The 17,301-nt window shown below is 32.1% G+C and carries 21 protein-coding genes and 1 other RNA gene; 9 read left to right on the forward strand and 13 right to left on the reverse strand.

What is annotated here, in order from left to right:
• Positions 1-49: 49 nt before the first annotated feature.
• The 10 genes from ACFFGL_RS03970 to ACFFGL_RS04015 all read right to left on the reverse strand — a co-directional run bounded on the left by ACFFGL_RS03970 (position 50) and on the right by ACFFGL_RS04015 (position 7,046).
• A complete protein-coding gene (locus ACFFGL_RS03970) occupies positions 50-1,585 on the reverse strand; it encodes a cryptochrome/photolyase family protein (RefSeq protein ID WP_309728402.1) in 1,536 nt (511 codons plus the stop codon).
• Between the two features lies 1 nt (position 1,586).
• The gene (locus tag ACFFGL_RS03975; RefSeq protein WP_309728401.1) at positions 1,587-2,912 is read right to left on the reverse strand and encodes a DASH family cryptochrome; all 1,326 of its coding nucleotides are present in this window, start codon (positions 2,910-2,912) and stop codon (positions 1,587-1,589) included.
• A 62-nt stretch (positions 2,913-2,974) separates the two neighbouring features.
• On the reverse strand, positions 2,975-3,622 hold the full coding sequence (locus ACFFGL_RS03980; protein ID WP_309728400.1) for a flavin reductase family protein: 648 nt from the start codon (positions 3,620-3,622) through the stop codon (positions 2,975-2,977).
• Between the two features lie 89 nt (positions 3,623-3,711).
• On the reverse strand, positions 3,712-3,954 hold the full coding sequence (locus ACFFGL_RS03985) for a hypothetical protein (protein WP_309728398.1): 243 nt from the start codon (positions 3,952-3,954) through the stop codon (positions 3,712-3,714).
• A 137-nt stretch (positions 3,955-4,091) separates the two neighbouring features.
• On the reverse strand, positions 4,092-4,229 hold the full coding sequence (locus tag ACFFGL_RS03990; RefSeq protein WP_309728396.1) for a hypothetical protein: 138 nt from the start codon (positions 4,227-4,229) through the stop codon (positions 4,092-4,094).
• Between the two features lie 65 nt (positions 4,230-4,294).
• Positions 4,295-4,693 carry a hypothetical protein gene (locus ACFFGL_RS03995; RefSeq protein WP_309728394.1) on the reverse strand — a complete coding sequence of 133 codons (399 nt, stop codon included), beginning with the start codon at positions 4,691-4,693 and terminating at the stop codon, positions 4,295-4,297.
• On the reverse strand, positions 4,690-5,280 hold the full coding sequence (locus tag ACFFGL_RS04000) for an anthranilate synthase component II (RefSeq protein WP_309728392.1): 591 nt from the start codon (positions 5,278-5,280) through the stop codon (positions 4,690-4,692). The genes ACFFGL_RS03995 and ACFFGL_RS04000 overlap by 4 nt, the downstream gene beginning before the upstream one ends.
• Positions 5,281-5,368: 88 nt before the next feature.
• A complete protein-coding gene (locus tag ACFFGL_RS04005) occupies positions 5,369-5,944 on the reverse strand; it encodes a YceI family protein (RefSeq protein WP_309728390.1) in 576 nt (191 codons plus the stop codon).
• Positions 5,945-5,955: 11 nt separating this feature from the next.
• Positions 5,956-6,588 (reverse strand): NAD(P)H-dependent oxidoreductase, encoded by a 633-nt coding sequence (locus ACFFGL_RS04010; RefSeq protein ID WP_309728388.1) that lies wholly within the window; start codon positions 6,586-6,588, stop codon positions 5,956-5,958.
• A gap of 2 nt (positions 6,589-6,590) precedes the next feature.
• A complete protein-coding gene (locus ACFFGL_RS04015) occupies positions 6,591-7,046 on the reverse strand; it encodes a MarR family winged helix-turn-helix transcriptional regulator (protein WP_309728386.1) in 456 nt (151 codons plus the stop codon).
• A gap of 186 nt (positions 7,047-7,232) precedes the next feature.
• Here ACFFGL_RS04015 and ACFFGL_RS04020 point away from each other — a divergent pair, with 186 nt between their 5' ends.
• The 5 genes from ACFFGL_RS04020 (at position 7,233) to ACFFGL_RS04040 (ending at position 10,656) form a co-directional block, all read left to right on the forward strand.
• Positions 7,233-7,727 (forward strand): TlpA disulfide reductase family protein, encoded by a 495-nt coding sequence (locus ACFFGL_RS04020; protein ID WP_309728384.1) that lies wholly within the window; start codon positions 7,233-7,235, stop codon positions 7,725-7,727.
• 3 nt (positions 7,728-7,730) lie between these two features.
• The gene (locus tag ACFFGL_RS04025) at positions 7,731-8,369 is read left to right on the forward strand and encodes a thioredoxin family protein (RefSeq protein WP_309728382.1); all 639 of its coding nucleotides are present in this window, start codon (positions 7,731-7,733) and stop codon (positions 8,367-8,369) included.
• Between the two features lie 42 nt (positions 8,370-8,411).
• Complete coding sequence (locus tag ACFFGL_RS04030; protein WP_309728380.1) at positions 8,412-8,726, forward strand: rhodanese-like domain-containing protein; 315 nt, start codon at positions 8,412-8,414, stop codon at positions 8,724-8,726.
• A gap of 2 nt (positions 8,727-8,728) precedes the next feature.
• A complete protein-coding gene (locus ACFFGL_RS04035) occupies positions 8,729-9,124 on the forward strand; it encodes a rhodanese-like domain-containing protein (RefSeq protein WP_309728378.1) in 396 nt (131 codons plus the stop codon).
• Positions 9,125-9,255: 131 nt separating this feature from the next.
• Positions 9,256-10,656, forward strand: a complete 1,401-nt coding sequence (locus ACFFGL_RS04040) for a serine hydrolase (RefSeq protein WP_309728376.1) — start codon at positions 9,256-9,258, stop codon at positions 10,654-10,656.
• A gap of 94 nt (positions 10,657-10,750) precedes the next feature.
• Here ACFFGL_RS04040 and ACFFGL_RS04045 read toward each other — a convergent pair whose 3' ends face one another.
• Positions 10,751-12,172, reverse strand: a complete 1,422-nt coding sequence (locus ACFFGL_RS04045) for a hypothetical protein (protein WP_309728374.1) — start codon at positions 12,170-12,172, stop codon at positions 10,751-10,753.
• A 163-nt stretch (positions 12,173-12,335) separates the two neighbouring features.
• Positions 12,336-12,735: a transfer-messenger RNA gene (gene ssrA, locus ACFFGL_RS04050) on the reverse strand.
• 193 nt (positions 12,736-12,928) lie between these two features.
• On the opposite strand from ssrA, the gene ACFFGL_RS04055 reads away from it, so the two are divergent.
• Entirely contained in the window at positions 12,929-14,134 is a 1,206-nt protein-coding gene (locus tag ACFFGL_RS04055) for an NAD(P)-dependent oxidoreductase (protein WP_309728372.1), read from the forward strand.
• A gap of 3 nt (positions 14,135-14,137) precedes the next feature.
• Here ACFFGL_RS04055 and kdsA read toward each other — a convergent pair whose 3' ends face one another.
• On the reverse strand, positions 14,138-14,956 hold the full coding sequence (kdsA, locus tag ACFFGL_RS04060; protein ID WP_309728370.1) for a 3-deoxy-8-phosphooctulonate synthase: 819 nt from the start codon (positions 14,954-14,956) through the stop codon (positions 14,138-14,140).
• Between the two features lie 116 nt (positions 14,957-15,072).
• Here kdsA and ACFFGL_RS04065 point away from each other — a divergent pair, with 116 nt between their 5' ends.
• Genes ACFFGL_RS04065 through ACFFGL_RS04075 form a run of 3 tightly spaced genes read left to right on the forward strand, consistent with a single transcriptional unit; the run spans position 15,073 to position 17,248 of the window.
• Positions 15,073-15,720, forward strand: coding sequence for a hypothetical protein (locus tag ACFFGL_RS04065; RefSeq protein WP_309728368.1), 648 nt, complete (start codon positions 15,073-15,075; stop codon positions 15,718-15,720).
• A 4-nt stretch (positions 15,721-15,724) separates the two neighbouring features.
• Positions 15,725-16,024 (forward strand): hypothetical protein, encoded by a 300-nt coding sequence (locus ACFFGL_RS04070; RefSeq protein WP_309728366.1) that lies wholly within the window; start codon positions 15,725-15,727, stop codon positions 16,022-16,024.
• A gap of 3 nt (positions 16,025-16,027) precedes the next feature.
• Positions 16,028-17,248 (forward strand): patatin-like phospholipase family protein, encoded by a 1,221-nt coding sequence (locus ACFFGL_RS04075; protein WP_309728364.1) that lies wholly within the window; start codon positions 16,028-16,030, stop codon positions 17,246-17,248.
• The last annotated feature ends 53 nt before the right edge of the window (positions 17,249-17,301 follow it).

The following is a 17,301-nucleotide window of genomic DNA, read 5'->3' on the forward strand; positions in this document are numbered from 1 at the left end:
TAAAATCGCTTTTTGCCACGATATTCTTTAACGCTGAATTAACTAAGTTTTAATAATGATTTGGATTTTCGATAATTTTTTGTGCTCTTTTTTGATGTTTCTTTAAGGTTTCACTATTCATTTTGTCAAGTACGCTCATCATCATATTCATTCGTTGATTATCTTTAAAATGCGCTCTTTTTTCCGCTAGAAAATTCCAGTAAAGTGAATTGAATGGACAAGCGTTTTCGCCTTCTTTTTTATTGACATTATAATGACAGTCTTTACAATAATTGCTCATTTTATTAATGTAACTTCCACTGGAAACATAGGGTTTTGTAGCGACAATTCCACCATCGGCAAATTGGCTCATTCCGCGGGTGTTGGGCATTTCTACCCATTGTATCGCGTCAATATAAATTCCTAAATACCAAGCGTCAACTTCGTCGGGATGTACTTGCGTGAGTAAAGCAAAATTCCCCGTGATCATTAATCGCTGAATGTGATGCGCGTAAGCTTCCTCTAAACTTTGCTTGATAGCGTGATGCAAACAATTCATTTTTGTGTTAGCATTCCAATAAAAATCAGGCAATGAATTTTGATTATCCAGTTTGTTACTTCTTCGGTAACCCGGCATTTCTTTCCAATAAATTCCGCGCATATACTCACGCCAACCTAAAATTTGCCGAACAAAACCTTCAACTTGAGAAATATCGATTTCTTCTTTATTTTCATGATACGTATTAATTACTTTTTCGATCACTTCTTGAGGCGAAAGCATTTTAGAATTCATCGCGAAAGAAAGCCGGGAATGAAAAAGATAAAATTGTTCGGTATGCATCGCATCTTGATAATCGCCAAAATAGGGTAGAAGGTTTTTACAAAAATAATTCAGTACTTTTAGAGAATCGGGACGAGAAGTTGGCCAGTTAAAATTTTTTTCTTGAATCGCTCCAATGGTTTTAATTTTTTGCGCTTCAATTTGTTTCACGATTGTTGACACATCTTTTCTAAAACCTTTTTCGTGTGGAATCTCCGGTTTTCCTTTCCATTTTTTGCGATTGCTTTTATCGAAATTCCATTTTCCGCCTTCAGGATTTTTTTCATTTTGCATTAAAATAGAATATTTTTTTCGCATATCGCGGTAAAAATATTCCATGGTCATTTCTTTTTTTCCTTTGTAAAATTCAGTTAAATCGGTTCGGGAAGTATAAAAATGTTCGGTGTCGAAAACTTCAGTTTCAATTTCTAAATCGGTACAGAAATCTTTAAGTTGTTCATCTAAACGATATTCATCGGGCAATTGATATTCAAACTTTTCAATTTCATATTTATTGATGAGTTGCTGAAGATTTTCAACTAAATCTTGTTTGTTTTCTTTAGCATCAATTTCATAATAAATTACTTGATGTCCTTTTTCTTTTAAGTGCTGATAAAAATTCCGCATTGAAGCAAAAAACGCTACAATTTTCTGAATGTGATGCGTTACATAATCGGTTTCTTGACGCATTTCTGCTAAAAAATAAATGGTATTTTTATCGGTTGAAGAAAACCAAGAATGTTTGTGGTTTAGTTGATCGCCAAGGAGAAGCCGAAGTTTTTTCATATTAAAACAATTCTTTTTGTCCGCCTAACCAAGTTTGTTGATATTTCTGGTTAGGATCGTAGCGTTTTGCTTGACTTTGAATATTAAATTTTCGATCGCGTGGATCGTTACCCACGCCACTATTATACATCCAGTTTCCCCAATTGCTGTGGACATCATAATCGACCAATAAACTTTCAAAATACGCGGCGCCAATTCGCCAATCTTGTTTTAATTCTTTCGCCCAAAAACTGTTTACATTTTGCCTGCCGCGATTGCTCATAAAACCAGTTGTGGCAATTTCTTTCATATTTGCATTTACAAAAGGCTCTTTTGTTTCTCCGTTAATCCAATTTTGGAGCGTTTTTTTATCGTAATTCCAATCGAGTTTTTTGTTTAAAATTCCGCTGAGCTGAAAAATTTTATTGCCGTGTTTTAAGGAAATATATTTAAAAAAATCGCGCCAAATTAATTCGAAAATTAACCAATACGTACTGTCATTTTTTTCAATTTGCTTTTCAAATTTTTTAACTTCCCAATAAATTGTTTTTGCTGAAATACTTCCGTTTGCTAACCAAGCCGAAAGTTTAGAACTGTAATCTGCTCCTAAAAGTTGGTTGCGCGTTTCTTTATAATGTTGCAGTTGACACGTTTTCCAAAAATAATGCTGAATTCTTTTTAGCGCTTCATCTTCGCCACCTTTAAACGTAAAAGCGCTTCGCGAATCTATTTGAAAATTTTGTAAACTTAAATTTTCTAAGGTTGGAATTGTAGTTGTGTTTTCTCCGAGAAAATTTTCATCTTGAGGTTGAGGTAAACTTTCTGGCGGACGGACATTTACGTGATATTCGCATTTTTTTCTAAAGTTGGTAAATACTTCAGGAATGTTTTGAAAATTCTCGTACGGAATATCTTCCGGGTGAAATAAAAACTGATTATAGCTTTCCTTAAATTTTACTTTCGGTAGAATTTCTGCAACTTTTTGCTGAATATAGATTTCTTCTTGCGTCCACTCTTTTTGTAGAAAAATTTCTTCAATTGAATATTTTTCAGCTAAAGATTTAAAAACTTTTTCAGGATAATCGTGATATAAAAATAAATCTACATTCAGCTTTTCTTTTAAATTCTGCTGAAGGTTTTTTACGGTTTCTAGTAAAAATTGCGCTCTAAATTTCTCTGTTTTTTTAAAGCCGAATTCAGTTTCTTCAAAATTTCTTGGGTCGAAACAATAAACCGCAATTACTTTTTTAGAAGTTTTCATTGCATTGGTGAGCGATGAATTATCATGAATTCGCAAATCGTTTCTAAACCAAACTACATTACAGGATTGCTTTTGTTTTTCAGGCATTTTTTACTACAACTGGATAATCAAGATTTAAATATTCTGTGGTTTACTTTAATATTGAAGTGCTATTTTTTTTCGTTCGAAATAGAAGTAACTTTTTCATCGGGTCGCGCGTAAGCAAAGCGGTCTAAAAGATGTGTTTCTGCATAACCATCTAAACCATTTATGGCAACACTTTCTGCTTTTTCGAGATTAAGCCAACCGTCTTCTTGCTGAATGTTTTCATCGAAAAAAAGATGTTCTATTTCTCCAATTATAAGTCGGCAGTCGTTTTCTTTTATGAAATAATAATTGACCATTTTACAACCGATTTGAATTTTTGCTTCTTTTACAAATGGCGGGTAAAAGTTCTTTTTATATTCTTCAGTTAAATTGGTTTTGTTGAATTCAGAAACGGTTCCGTCGTATTTTGCGGAAGTATGATGTGCTTCTTCTATAATATCTTTATGGACGTGATTTACCGTAAATTGCTGCGTAGAAACCAAATTATCGTAGGTGTTTCTGTCGACAGAAGTGGGTCGTAAAATAAAACCGAGCAAGGGCGGATTGCTTCCTAAATGTATAACCGAACTAAAAATTGCCACGTTCGTAATTTCATCTTTAGATTTTGTGGCAATTAAGTTAGCCGATTTGTAACCGCTTAAACTGTTAATTAGGTTTACGCGAAATAATTTTTCTAAATCTTCTATCTTTTCTCTATTAAGATATTCCATCCTGCAACTTTTTTATTTAAAGTTAAGTTTTGAAGAAAGCAATAAAGTTAATTTTAATGTAAAAGATTAAATTCTATGAAGATGCTTGTTTATTGATTTTCTAATTTATTTATGCGCATTTCATAATCTTCCATCGCTTCACGAATTGCATCGACATTGTCTGAAGCTTTTTGATGCGCTTTGTCCATTGTTTTTTCTAATTCTTTATCGGGATGCTGAAATAAATCGGTAATTACATGATTTATTTTATCGATAATACTTTCTTGACTGTTTTTAATGTCTTCTAGTTTGTTAAGTGTAGATCGCATTTGATCTAATTTTTCCTGATCCATTTTTATTGAAATTTGATTATTTCTTTAAAATACAGTTTTTTTGAGGTATAATTTGAATGATTAACTAATATTTATAGGTTGTTGAAATAAAAAAAGCTCCAACGAATTGAAGCTTTTTATGAATTTCTTGAAAAGAATTATTTTTTGTTTTCCTGTTTTTTTATCGTCTTTTCATTGTAATCTACTTTGTTGGTTTTCTCGTTTCGATTCCCAATTTCATTTAAAGGTTTATCAGAATCTTTTCTCTTTTTGTGGTTGTCTTCAATTCCTCCCATAATTTTTTTATTTAAAGATAAATAGAAGTTGAATTAATTTTTACTAACGAGATTGTAAAATCCTGTTAAGAATTTTTAATGCATTCAATTGCATCTTCTAAACTTGGAAATTTTTTTATCACGCCTTCAAAGAATTTTTGTTCGAAGAGAAAATTTAGTTTAGCCATACGTGTTTTTTCAATAATAAAATAGGCTTTTACTTTTCTATGAGAACGACGTACATTAACCCAAATGGTAGGATCTATGGCATAGCTGTTAATTTTGTTAGAAACATAATACGGAGCAAAATCTTGCGGGTAAATAGAATCTACAACTGCTAAAACCTCTTTGGCATTTTCCCAGGTATAAGTTACGTCGTCAGCAATTTCAGCGACAATAAATCTTTTGAAGAAATAAAATTTTCCGAATTCAAATTCATGAAATTCTAGCGCTTCTTTTATATATTTTGAATCGCTCATTTTCATAAAACTTGCTTTTTTACGGAAGTTGAAGTAAGCCAGTTTTCTATAAGTTCTTTACCGAATTCTGTAAGAATAGATTCTGGATGAAATTGAACGCCTTTTACATCAAAAAATCTGTGTCGTAACGCCATTACAATTCCGTTTTCATCGGTTGCAGTAACTTCAAGACAATCGGGTAATTTTTGAGAAGCAACCCAAGAATGATAGCGTCCTACTGAAAATTGCGCAGGTAAATTTTTAAAAAGTTCTTCATCTGAAACTTTTACGTGTAACCTTGAAGCAACACCGTGATAAACGCTTTCTAAATTTTCAAGTTTTCCGCCGTAGGCTTCTGCAATTGCTTGCTGACCTAAGCAAACTCCTAAAATAGATTTTGTGGCGCCGTATTTTTTTATAATGGAAATTAAATTTTTAGTTTCTCGCGGAACGCCGGGACCGGGCGAAAGAATAATCTTCTGGAAATCCTCAATGTCATCTAACGAGATTTTATCGTTTCTCACGACCGTTACGTGTTTATCGAAAGCTTCTAAATAATGTACCAAATTGTACACAAACGAGTCGTAATTATCGATTACTAAAATTTCTTCCATGCTATAAATTAAAAAACTGCTCCAAAAGTACAAGGTTTAACTTGACTTTGAAGCAGTTTTAGTTGAATTCTATTAATAGTCGATTCAATTAGAACTTTAACGAAACGTCTAATTTAAATTCATCATAAATCGTGTTGTCTCCTAAATTATCGAAGAAACTTCCTGATCCATAACGAATTCCGTATTTTGTACGATCTACAGTTAAGGTTGTTGTTGCTGAATCTCCTTCCATTTTAAGGTCGAATGTAATTGGGTTTGTTTTTCCTTTAATGGTAAGATCTCCGGTAATTCCGTAAACATTTCCTTTTTTAGCAGCGTTTTTAATCTCTAAAGTTGCAGTATCATAATTATTTACGCCAAAGAAATCATCAGAATTTAAGTGACCTTCTAATTTTTGTTTTCCTTCTCCTGAAAGATCGGTTACCGTAATTGTGCTCATATCGATAGTGAATTTTCCGCCTGTAATTTTTTCACCGTCCATAAGTAAATAACCATCTTTAAATTGAATAGTTCCGTTATGAGAACCTGTGAGTTTTTCTCCGGTCCATTCAACTTTACTTTCGTTTACATCGATTTTTTTCTTTTCCACTGTGTTTGATTTAAAAGCAATTAATGCAAAAATTAATGCGGTAGCTCCAAAGCCTTTTAAAATTGTTGTTTTCATTTTTTGTTTATTTAAATAGTTGTGAATAATTCTTCTTTCGATTTTCTTACTTTCGCTAAGTGTTGATAATCATCTTCCATACTGCGGTAACCTACAGCAGCAATTACAGCAGTTGTTAAACCTTTTTCTTTTAGGTTTAAAATTTTATCGAAACCTTCTGCGCTAAAACCTTCCATTGGGCTGGCGTCAATTCTAAATGTTGCAGCGGCACTCAATAAATTTCCTAATGCGATGTACGCTTGTTTTGCTGCCCAAATTTGTTGTTGCTCTTTTGGAAGTTGTAAAGTGGTATTTTCGATCATGTTTTTATAACCTTCCAGCTCTTTTTCTTCCATTCTTCTTGTTTTCGCCGTGTTAGAAATAAATTTATCTAAATGTTCCTGATTAAATTCAGTATAAGCGGCGAAAATTAGCAATTGGGAAGCTTCTGTAATTTGCGGTTGATCCCAAGCTTCTTTCCGAAGTTTTTTTCTTATTTCTTCATCTTCGATTACCAAAATTTTGTAGGGCTGTAAACCGTAAGATGAAGCCGACAAGCGCAACGCTTCTTTTAGGTTTTCTAAATTTTCTTCACTTAACTTTTTGCTTTCGTCGTAACGTTTTGTGGCGTATCTCCAGTTGAGGTTTTCTAAATATTTTTCCATAATTATTTATCGTTTAATTTTTCTAGTAAACTGTTGAGTTGTGTGATTTCGTTTTGGTTAAGATTTTGTGTGATCTCTTTTTCTTTATCTTCAATTAACGGGTCGATTTCCGCTAATAATTTCAGTCCTTTTTCGGTGATGAAAATTTCTACTTTTCTCCTGTTTTCTTCACAAATGCATCGATCTACTAAATTCTTCTCAATTAATTTATCTACAAGTCGCGTAGTGTTACTCATTTTATTTACCATTCGATCTTGAATAGTTTGCAAGTTGGCCGGTTTTCCTTTTTGACCTCTTAAAATTCGCAATACATTAAATTGTTGTATCGAAACTTCAAAAGGCTTTAAAGCCGAATTTATTTGCGAAGAAGACTCGTTAGCAATTATTTGTAAAAGAATAACAAGTTTCTTCTGGTCAGATAATTTTGCGCTGGTTTTTAAAATTTCTTCAATCTTCATTGTATAAACAATATTTGTATGTACAAATGTAATTCAATTTCTGCTTGTTTTTATTAAATGAATGTTAATATTTCCTTTTTGTTTTAAATTGATATAGTCTAAAAGCAGATAAAGATTAAACTCCTGTTAAAAGCTACTTCCGAGACAAAATATTAATTAATTTTAGTCTTTAAATAGCGACTAAGAATGAAAATTTTGTGGAGTTTAATGCTGCTTTTTACATTGGTAAATTGTAAGTCCGATAGTGAGAAGAAAAAACAAAACGAAGACTTTAGCATCGAAACTTATAATTTTTCTGAATTAGAAAGTTTTCTTCATAAAAAAGACGACAAACTTTATGTGGTGAATTTTTGGGCAACTTGGTGTAAACCTTGTGTAGAAGAATTACCATATTTATTGAAATTGAGTGAAGAAAAAAACATTGAATTAATTTTAGTGAGTCTCGATTTACCAAATATGAAAGAATCGCAGTTAAAGCCATTTCTGCAAAAACACAATATAAAGGAAAAGGTGATTTTACTGGACGATCCCAATAGTAACGCCTGGATTCCTAAAGTTGATAAAAATTGGCAAGGCGCGATTCCCGCAACCAAAATATATAAAAACGATAATTCTAAATTTATAGCGAGACCGTTTAGAAATTATGAAGAGTTATTAGATGAAGTAGAACAAATGATGTAGCTTATGAGAACCCTAAAAATACTTACCACCTCAGCTGTAGTAGTTGTAATTACAGCTTTTAGCTTTAATACTGTATTCGACGAAAATGAAAACTCCAATTCTTCTGAAAATGGTTACAAAATTGGTGATGTAGCTGAAGACTTCAGTTTAAAAAATATTGATGGGAAAATGCTCTCGCTTTCCGATTTCCCCAATGCCAAAGGATTTATAGTTACTTTTACGACCAATCATTGTCCGTATGCAAAAGCTTATGAAGACCGAATTATTAAGCTCGATAAAAAATTCAAAAACAAAGGTTACCCCGTTATTGCCATAAACCCTAACGATCCCACAAAAAACGAAGAAGATAGTTTTGCAAATATGCAACTTCGTGCACGCCAAAAAGGTTTTACATTTCCCTATTTAATAGATGAAGGACAACAAGTTTATCCTAAATTTGGCGCCACCAAAACCCCTCACGTTTATATTTTAGAAAAGGAAAATGGTGAAGCGATAGTTCGATATATTGGTGCGATAGACGATAATTATCAAGATGAAAGCGCCGTAAATCAACATTTCGTGCAAAATGCTGTAGATGCTTTGTTAAACGGAAAAGAAGTAAAACCTAAAACCACAAAAGCAATAGGTTGTAGCATAAAATAATTTAAATATTTTACTTTTGTATCTATATAGAAAAATATACTTATGAAAGATATCAATCAAGAAGAGTGGAGAAAATTAATTTCTACTGATGAAAATGCTGAAATATTAGACGTTAGAACACCAGAAGAATATGACGAGGGATATATAAAAGACGCAAAACTAATCGATATTCAGCAACCACAAGTTTTTATGGATGAAGTTGAAAAACTTGATAAATCTAAAAATTATTACATTTATTGCCGTTCCGGAGGAAGAAGTTCACAAGCTTGTCAAATTTTAAATCAAATGGGTTTTGAAAATACCTATAATTTAATAGGAGGATTTTCAAAATGGGAAGGCGAAAAACAAACTTCTTAAGAATGATTAAAAAGTTAACTTGTTTTTTAATATTGCTAATTTTTGTTGTGGGTTGTAAAGAAAAACAACAAGAAGATTTATCTACTATTCAAATGGTTTCTTCCGATGAAATGGAAGAATTAATGCAACAAGAAAAAACCCAATTAGTAGATGTTAGAACTGAAAAAGAATTTGAATCTGGTCATTTAATAGGAGCTCAAAATATTGTCTACGATGAAAATTTCTTAGAAAAATTAGAAAGTTTAGATAAAAATAAGCCTGTTGCGGTTTATTGTCATTCTGGCGGAAGAAGTGAAAAATGCGCAGAAATTTTAAAGAAAGCAGGTTTTAAAAAAATCTATGATTTAGAAGGCGGAATCACTCAATGGGAATATGATAAAAAAGATACCGTTAAGTAATTAAAAAATTATAACTACATACAAAGCCTCAGAATAATTTTTATTCTGGGGCTTTTTTCATAATAATCTAATGATTTGTAACATTATGATTAAAATTTAGTCATTATGTTTATAATCTAAATTTTACTGTAATGAAAAAAAAATATTTTCTCCTCCTTGCTGTTGCTTTTATGCTCTTATTTTCTTCAAATAAAGTAAATGCTCAAGAGATAAATTCAGAATTTAATAAAATAATAAACGATTTAATTGAAAATTATAATCAGCAGAATTACCAAGCGATTAGAAAAGATTTTTCTGATCATTTGGGAACGGTTTTTAATGAAACAACCACCACTCAAATGTTCAGCGGACTCTATACTGATTTAGGTAAAATCGTGAATCGGAAATCTTCAGAAATTAAAAGTCCTTATGAAATAGATGTGCTGGTAGTTTTTGAAATAAATGCCGAAGAGTTGGTAATCAGTTTTACCTTTAGTGATAAAAATGAAATTCTCGGTTTAAGTCTTTATTCGCCTGAAGCGACTAAAATTAATTATCCTGAAATTACCAAATCGACCACCATTGAAGAAATTGCAGCGCCTTATGTTGAAAAAAATAAAAATTCCAGTTTAATTATTGGTATTTATGATAATGGAGAAGAAAAATTTTTAAAGTTCGGAAAAAATAAAAATAGTGATGCTTTCAACATAAATTCCATTTACGAAATTGGTTCTGTCACCAAAACCTTTACCGCTACTATTTTAGCAATAATGGTAGAAAATGGAGAGATGAATTATGACGATCCAATATCGAACTATTTACCAGATTCAATTCCAAAACTCATCAAGCCAAACGGAAAAGAAATTACCTTAGAAGATCTTGCAACACATACTTCAGGTTTACCAAGACTCCCGGAAAATTTAGAAAAAACAATAAAAAATCCGTTAAATCCTTATGCTAATTATAGTTTAGAAAACCTTTACGATTATTTACAAACTGTAAAAGTAGGAACGTCAAACTATGAATATTCTAACTTAGGAATGGGTTTATTAGGAGAAATTTTAGCTACACATTCTAAAATGACTTATAAAGAACTTGTGAAGAAATATATTACAGAAGAATTAGGTATGAATAATACTGAGATTAAATTATCAGAAGTTCAACAAAAAAACTTTCTAAAAGGCTATAATATTGAAGGGCAATTAACCCCACATTGGGATTTTAAAACGCTCGAAGGTGCTGGGGCGATTCGATCTACAGCAAAAGATATGATGAGTTATTTAAAAGCTAATCTAGGAATAAACGCTAATAATTTAAAAGATATTTTAGCTAAAATACATAAAAGAAGAAATCAAGAAACTGCTTTAGGCTGGCATTTAATGCAATTTAACGCAAATGAAATTGTATGGCATAATGGAGCAACCTATGGATTTTCAAGCTTTATAGCTTTAGATGAAACCAATCAAAAAGGCATTTTTATACTTTCTAACTCAGGAAATATAGTAGATGAAATGGGAATAGCATTGCTAGAATTAATCGATCTGCAAAATTAATTATTATTGAAAAAGTACTTAATTAAATATACGAATTAAGAAATGGAGTTATTCATTTTATTAAAAAGCCCTTCAAAATTTGAAGGGCTTTTTTTTACTCTTTTAAATTTTCACTTTTAATGTGAAAAGAATCGGTTTCTTTAGAATAATAGAGGTAGCGCGTTGAGTTCTGAGTAAAAGCTAGTGTAGCTTCTTTAATTTTTCTATTATCGTCTAAAGGCTTAATATAAATTTCTTTATCTATTTTCTTTCGCTCTGGTTTGGCTTCATCTGTAGAAACTGAAAAGTCTGTATCAATTAAAAGTTGAATTGATTTATGTTCTTTCTTGGTATAAATATTTTCATTATCAGAATAAGAAGAAACATTAGGACCGTAATTCATCATTTGCATTTGTTGATGTTGTTGCATCATTTGCTGTTGAAACATCATTTGTTGATGTATAAACCAATGATGGAACCACCAATTGTAGTTATAATTATAAGTACGAGTATCTACATAATCTATGGTAACAAGCATTTTTTTATCTTCGGTAGTATTTACTGTTCCTGTTAAACCATTACGATTACGTGAAGAATCTTTAATGAAATCGTCTAAAATATCTTTATCAATAGTATTTTGTAAACTTTTTCTAAGGCTATTATCCATCAATTTACTACCCGTATTAACATCATAAGATTGTAAACTAATATCTTCTTTATCGTTTATAAATAGAAAGCTTTTGTCTTTATAAATGTAAGAGTTTACGTCTTTTACTTTATCAAAACCACTAATTTCAATATTTTGAAAATGAGGTTCTTCTTTTTTATCTGGATTTAATTGAAGCGTTTTATAAATGTCTTCAGAGGTATAGTCAAAAACAAGTTTATTATTACTGAAGTATAATTTAGACTCGTTCACAGATCCGTTTTCTACAAACTCTTTTGTGTTTATGACTTCCGGTTTCTTGTCAAAAATAGTTTCGAAATCTTCTAAATTTTCGCCTTCAAAATTATAATTAACTTCAGAACTTGTATCACTGTTTTTAATCGTTACTAATTTTAATTCCGGGTTATCATCTTCTCTATTTATTAAAATACTTTTATCAGTTAAGCGAACTATCAAATAACTATTTTTAAAAGGCTGCTTACTACGTTTTTGAAAGTTATTTTGCGTATTGATGTCAATAATATGCAGTTCGTTTTCATCTTCACCTTCGGCGCTAACTAAGAGCGATAAGTTTGAACTTTCTTGTTCAAAATGATAAGAAACAATAGTTGGTTCTTCCATAAAACTTACTTCGTCTAAAGCCTTAATTTGTTGATTCTGATCTATAAAAAAAGGTTTAATACGGTAGTCATCCTTATTTTTATCTTTAAAAATAATCATGTGCACAGAAAACTCTTGATTAATATCGCCGGAAAATGTGCCGATTAATTTTTGTTTTTTCTCGAGTTTAAAAGTGATTTCGTCGGTTGCGTATAATAATCCGCTTGAAAATACAAGCAAGGAAAGAAATAGTAGAGTAATTTTTTTCATATAATTTATTAGTTAAAAATTATGAGTTTTCTAAAGTAGAAAAAATGATTTCAAATTGCACGGTTTTAGAAAATTATTATAAAGCGTGATTTCTAATAGTTTAATAAATATGAAGTGATTTTAAACAAAAAACGCCACTATTTTAAAATAGTGGCGTTTTCTATAGTGGAGTCGGGGAGACTCGAACTCCCGTCCAAACAAGCAATTCAATAGCTTTCTACACGCTTAGTCTTCGTTTGGTTGTCGATGCAAGACCGGCCGAAAACCACCAATCTTACACGTATTCTCACTTAAATTTCAAAACTGCATCAAGACCCTGCAGTTTCTATATTTACTTTATCGGTGCCTCAACTGTGAGTGCCGTAAATCAAGGCGCTCACGAGACATCTTGGCTCCCTGTCTTACAGGGACTAAGGTATCCTACTATAATTCAGATTACGCAGCCAAGGCGTAGTTATTCTCGCCGTTTAAAAAAGTCTGAAATATGAGATTTACGAGCTATATCCCAGCGCTCGGCGTGCTTACCATTCAATTAGACTCGCTGTCAAAACCAAATCGACCCCAGTAAAAAAAGAACTTTTAAAAAATTTTGGGCGTTCCGTCTGCTTTTTCAAGCATCCGGCGGGCTATCCGTTACAATTCCTCATCTCTACCGAGATTCCGGGATTTTCACTTCTATCCCTAACGCAAGTGCAAAGCTACAAAGAAAATCATATATTTACACAGTAATCTAACTTCAAAAGCTATACCATTTGTATGAAATTAGGAATAATTAAAGAAAGAAAAACTCCACCCGATAGAAGAGTCGTTTTCTCACCCGAAAAATTAAGCGAATTAGTTCAAAAATTCCCCAAAACAGAAGTAATCGTAGAATCATCACCAATCCGAATATTTTCAGACGAAGCTTATAGAAAAGAGGGTTTCACGGTTACTGAAGATTTGTCAGACTGCGATGTTTTATTGGGCGTAAAAGAAGTTCCTATTTCAGCATTAATCCCTAATAAAAAATATTTTTTCTTTTCTCACACCATCAAAAAACAACCCTATAACCGAGAGCTTTTACAAGCAATTTTAAAGAAAAATATAGAATTATACGATCATGAAACCATTACAGATCCTAAAGGAAACAGATTAATAGGTTTTGGACGTTATGCAGGAATTGTAGGTGCTTACAACGGTTTCAGAGCTTTAGGGCTTCGCGATAAATTATTCGATTTACCAAAAGTTGAAACTCTGGCAGATTATAAAAGTGTAGTGAAAGAGCTTAAGAAAATAAAATTACCATCAATAAAAATTCTTTTAACCGGTAGCGGAAAAGTAGCCAACGGAGCAAAAGAAATTTTAGAACATTTAGAAATTAAAGAAATAAACGTCCAAGATTATTTAGTAAATAATTTTGAAGAACCCGTATTCTGCCAAATAGATGTGTTAGATTACAACAAAAGAAAAGATCAAAAATCTGTCGATAAATACGATTTCTATAACCATCCTGAAGAATATGAATCTGACTTTATGCGTTTTGCAGAAGTTTCAGATATGTTTATCGCCGGTCATTTTTATGGAGATGGAGCGCCATATTTATTTACACGCGAAGATGCAAAGAAACCGGAATTCAACATAAATTTAATCGCAGATGTAAGTTGCGATATTGATGGGCCGGTAGCTTCAACAATTCGTCCTTCAACCATCGAAAATCCATTTTATGGCTATGATCCACAAACGGAAAAAGAAGTAGCTTACGATGCTGAAAACGCAATTACCGTAATGGCTGTAGATAATTTGCCTTGCGAATTGCCTAAAGACGCGAGTGAAGGTTTTGGTGAAATGTTTTTAGAACACGTAATTCCCTCATTTTATAATAATGATCGCGACGGAGTATTAGCACGTGCAAAAATGACTTTCAACGGAAAATTAACCCCACGTTTCGCCTACTTGCAAGATTTTGTGGATGGTAAAGAATAAGAATTAAAAACTATTTACCGTTTTACGAATTGCTACCAAATTACTCAAAAGTTTTTCTAAATATTGAAGATCAAGCATATTGGCACCGTCACTTTTTGCGTTTGCAGGATCAAAATGTGTTTCAATAAATAAACCATCAACGTTATTTACCACGCCTGCGCGAGCAATCGTTTCAATCATATCGGGTCTTCCACCAGTAACACCGCTACTTTGGTTAGGTTGTTGTAAGGAATGCGTTACGTCTAAAACAGTAGGCGCAAATTCACGCATGGTAGGAATACCTCGGAAATCTACTATCATATCTTGATAACCGAACATCGTCCCGCGATCGGTAACCATAACTTGTTCATTATTACAATCGGTTACTTTTTTAACCGCGTGTTTCATACTTTCAGGACTCATAAATTGTCCTTTTTTCAAGTTAACTACTTTTCCGGTTTCTGCTGCGGCAACTACCAAATCGGTTTGGCGGACTAAAAATGCAGGAATTTGCAAAACATCTACATATTCTGCAGCGAGTTGCGCATCACTGCTTTCGTGAATATCAGTGACAGTTGGAATATTAAAGGTTTCTGAAACTTTCCGAAGAATTTTTAATGCTTTTTCATCACCAATTCCAGTAAAACTATCTATTCTACTTCGGTTAGCTTTTTTAAAACTTCCTTTAAAAATATAAGGAATTTCAAGTTTGTCGGTAATTTCTACCACACGTTCTGCGATACGTAAAGCCATATCTTCATTTTCTATGGCACACGGACCAGCTAAAAGAAAAAAGTTACCAGAATTTGTATGTTTTAATTGCGGAATTTGTTTAAGATTCATAGCATATATTTTTGAAATACAAAGATACATTATTTACAAAAGGCACCAATTTTTTAGGATGCTCTAAACCTTTCTTCAGCTGATTTTTTATTATCTTAAATCCTTAAATAAAAGGTATGAAATATCTCGGTTTTTTTCTAGCAATTTTTTTCTTGAACTCCTGCGTAAGCGTACCAAAAGAAGCTCCAGAATTGTCACAGAGTTTAGGAAATGAGCTTCAAGCTTTAGAAAATTCACATCTTAATCTGATACATTTATTTTTTAAAAATGAACGTGAAGAAGTTCGAGAATTTATAGATAACGAATGGCTTCCGTTATTTGCCACGAATTTTTTTAAAGAACCTGCTATAGAAAATGTCTGGCAGCAAGTTGTAACTTCAGGCAATGAAGAAGACCGATTGCAATTTATTGTGAGAACTGCGCCAAAACTTCAGCAACAAATCAATTTAAAATATCAAGAATTAATCACGCCTTTAAATCAACTGGAAAATAAGTTAACAAGTACCATTCGAGCAAAATATTCTAACGCAAAAAGTATAAATCAAAGTCTGACTTCCTATTTATATTCCGCTTCTAAAGTAGAAGAAAACAGACGACGTTACATGAATATGGTTGGGATTTCTGAAGATGAAAATGAAGAATTTTTAAATGAAACCGAACAGTTAACCGAACAACTTTTAAGCGGAGCAGAAACTGCGCAAGAAGCAGAAGAGAAAATTGAAGCGTATAAAGAAAAATTAGAAGAAATTTTAGCTAAATTATAGTATTATGGCAAAGAAAACTACAAAAATTGATTGGGAAGATTTTGATAAAAAAGTAGCAAAAGCTTCCATAAGCGCCGCTGAAAAAACCGATGCAGCATTAGCTATAAAATTAGCTTCAATTACTAGTTTAACCACTAAAGAAATTCAAGAAATTTTTCCTGAAAAAGCTGATGTTGAACGTTTTTCTGAACTGATGAAAATTGTAAAATCAAGTACTTCTAGAAATAATAAGGTAAATAAAATTGTAGAAAATTCAGAAAAATTTGCCGGAATATTGGTCGATTTACTAGGGAAATATTTTTAAAAAATGGCAAAAGAATTTTTAGAAGGTGAGCAGCTTACAGAACTTGTTCAAAGAGCTCGAAAACTAAGGGAAGAAGGTAAGATTTTTTCTGATATTGTAGATGAAGAAGGTAATCAATATGTAGATTTAGTTCAAGAAGGCGGCGGCGTTTTAGGAATTGGTTTGGTAGGTTACGTCTATATTTTAGAACAAGCCGGAATTCGGTTTTATAGTTTAGGCGGAACTTCAGCTGGGGCAATTAGTACATTATTAATGGCTTCTGTAAAGAAAATTGGCGACCCGGTAGCGATTTCAATTTTAACGATTTTAAGCGAAAAAAACTTATTTGATTTTGTAGATGGACCAAGCGGAATTAAAAAATTAATTCAGAAAAGAATTGAAGGAAAAACCGGTCTTTTTTGGGATTTGCTTTGGAACGGATGCAAAATTTACCATTCTATAAAAAATAAATTAGGTCTAAATCCGGGTAACAGCTTCGAAAATTGGTTCAAGAAAATGTTGGAGCAACATAAAATTTTCAATTTAAAAGATTTATACGATCATCGAAAATCGACTTCAACTTTAAAAAATAGAATTGATGAAAACGCAATTATAACCCCGGCGCGATTAGCAATAATCACTTCTGAAATTACTACGCATACTAAAGTAGATTTGCCGCGAATGGCAGATTTGTATTGGCAAAATGTTGAAAATGTTTCTCCCGCAGAATTTGTAAGAGCTTCGATGTCTATTCCTTTTTTCTACGAACCTTATGTGAAAAAAAATATTCCGAATTCCGGGGAAAACGCCACTAAATTGTGGCAAGAAATGGCAGGATATTACGGTGAAATTCCGCCTTCGGTAAAATTTGTAGATGGCGGTTTGTTATCTAACTTTCCGATAAATATTTTTCATCGTCCGGGCGTTCCTTCGCGACCCACGTTTGGCGTTCGATTAAGCACCTACCGAAAAAGTTATAGCGAAACCGATTCGTTTTTTAGTTATTCTTGGGCAATCATAAGTACGATGCGGCAAATTCATGATTATGATTTTATTCATCGAAATCCAGATTATAAACAACTAATTTGCAATATCGAAGCCGATGAAGATTTTAATTGGCTAAATTTTGATATGAAGCAAGCGCGACAAAAAGAGTTATTTTTACTAGGGGCAGAAAAAGGAATTGAGTTTTTAGAAAAGTTCAATTGGGAAACTTATAAGAAAACTAGAGAAAAAATAATCTAAATTGAATTAATTTTTAATAATAATAGTTTGTTGATGTGCAGTATTACATTCTT

Origin of the sequence: Mesonia maritima (assembly GCF_042433895.1) — a bacterium.
Classification (GTDB): Bacteria; Bacteroidota; Bacteroidia; order Flavobacteriales; family Flavobacteriaceae; genus Mesonia; species Mesonia maritima.

What these genes read in the sequence shown, in the direction of transcription:
- ACFFGL_RS04055 (WP_309728372.1), top strand. Translation starts at nt 12,929, where the DNA reads ATGAAATTAGGAATAATTAAAGAAAGAAAAACTCCACCCGATAGAAGA.
- ACFFGL_RS03995 (WP_309728394.1), bottom strand. Translation starts at nt 4,693, where the DNA reads ATGAAAATGAGCGATTCAAAATATATAAAAGAAGCGCTAGAATTTCAT.
- ACFFGL_RS04035 (WP_309728378.1), top strand. Translation starts at nt 8,729, where the DNA reads ATGATTAAAAAGTTAACTTGTTTTTTAATATTGCTAATTTTTGTTGTG.
- ACFFGL_RS04070 (WP_309728366.1), top strand. Translation starts at nt 15,725, where the DNA reads ATGGCAAAGAAAACTACAAAAATTGATTGGGAAGATTTTGATAAAAAA.
- ACFFGL_RS04010 (WP_309728388.1), bottom strand. Translation starts at nt 6,588, where the DNA reads ATGGAAAAATATTTAGAAAACCTCAACTGGAGATACGCCACAAAACGT.
- kdsA (WP_309728370.1), bottom strand. Translation starts at nt 14,956, where the DNA reads ATGAATCTTAAACAAATTCCGCAATTAAAACATACAAATTCTGGTAAC.
- ACFFGL_RS03990 (WP_309728396.1), bottom strand. Translation starts at nt 4,229, where the DNA reads ATGGGAGGAATTGAAGACAACCACAAAAAGAGAAAAGATTCTGATAAA.
- ACFFGL_RS04000 (WP_309728392.1), bottom strand. Translation starts at nt 5,280, where the DNA reads ATGGAAGAAATTTTAGTAATCGATAATTACGACTCGTTTGTGTACAAT.
- ACFFGL_RS03970 (WP_309728402.1), bottom strand. Translation starts at nt 1,585, where the DNA reads ATGAAAAAACTTCGGCTTCTCCTTGGCGATCAACTAAACCACAAACAT.
- ACFFGL_RS04020 (WP_309728384.1), top strand. Translation starts at nt 7,233, where the DNA reads ATGAAAATTTTGTGGAGTTTAATGCTGCTTTTTACATTGGTAAATTGT.
- ACFFGL_RS04040 (WP_309728376.1), top strand. Translation starts at nt 9,256, where the DNA reads ATGAAAAAAAAATATTTTCTCCTCCTTGCTGTTGCTTTTATGCTCTTA.
- ACFFGL_RS03985 (WP_309728398.1), bottom strand. Translation starts at nt 3,954, where the DNA reads ATGGATCAGGAAAAATTAGATCAAATGCGATCTACACTTAACAAACTA.
- ACFFGL_RS04065 (WP_309728368.1), top strand. Translation starts at nt 15,073, where the DNA reads ATGAAATATCTCGGTTTTTTTCTAGCAATTTTTTTCTTGAACTCCTGC.
- ACFFGL_RS04030 (WP_309728380.1), top strand. Translation starts at nt 8,412, where the DNA reads ATGAAAGATATCAATCAAGAAGAGTGGAGAAAATTAATTTCTACTGAT.
- ACFFGL_RS04005 (WP_309728390.1), bottom strand. Translation starts at nt 5,944, where the DNA reads ATGAAAACAACAATTTTAAAAGGCTTTGGAGCTACCGCATTAATTTTT.
- ACFFGL_RS04015 (WP_309728386.1), bottom strand. Translation starts at nt 7,046, where the DNA reads ATGAAGATTGAAGAAATTTTAAAAACCAGCGCAAAATTATCTGACCAG.
- ACFFGL_RS04075 (WP_309728364.1), top strand. Translation starts at nt 16,028, where the DNA reads ATGGCAAAAGAATTTTTAGAAGGTGAGCAGCTTACAGAACTTGTTCAA.
- ACFFGL_RS04045 (WP_309728374.1), bottom strand. Translation starts at nt 12,172, where the DNA reads ATGAAAAAAATTACTCTACTATTTCTTTCCTTGCTTGTATTTTCAAGC.
- ACFFGL_RS03980 (WP_309728400.1), bottom strand. Translation starts at nt 3,622, where the DNA reads ATGGAATATCTTAATAGAGAAAAGATAGAAGATTTAGAAAAATTATTT.
- ACFFGL_RS03975 (WP_309728401.1), bottom strand. Translation starts at nt 2,912, where the DNA reads ATGCCTGAAAAACAAAAGCAATCCTGTAATGTAGTTTGGTTTAGAAAC.
- ACFFGL_RS04025 (WP_309728382.1), top strand. Translation starts at nt 7,731, where the DNA reads ATGAGAACCCTAAAAATACTTACCACCTCAGCTGTAGTAGTTGTAATT.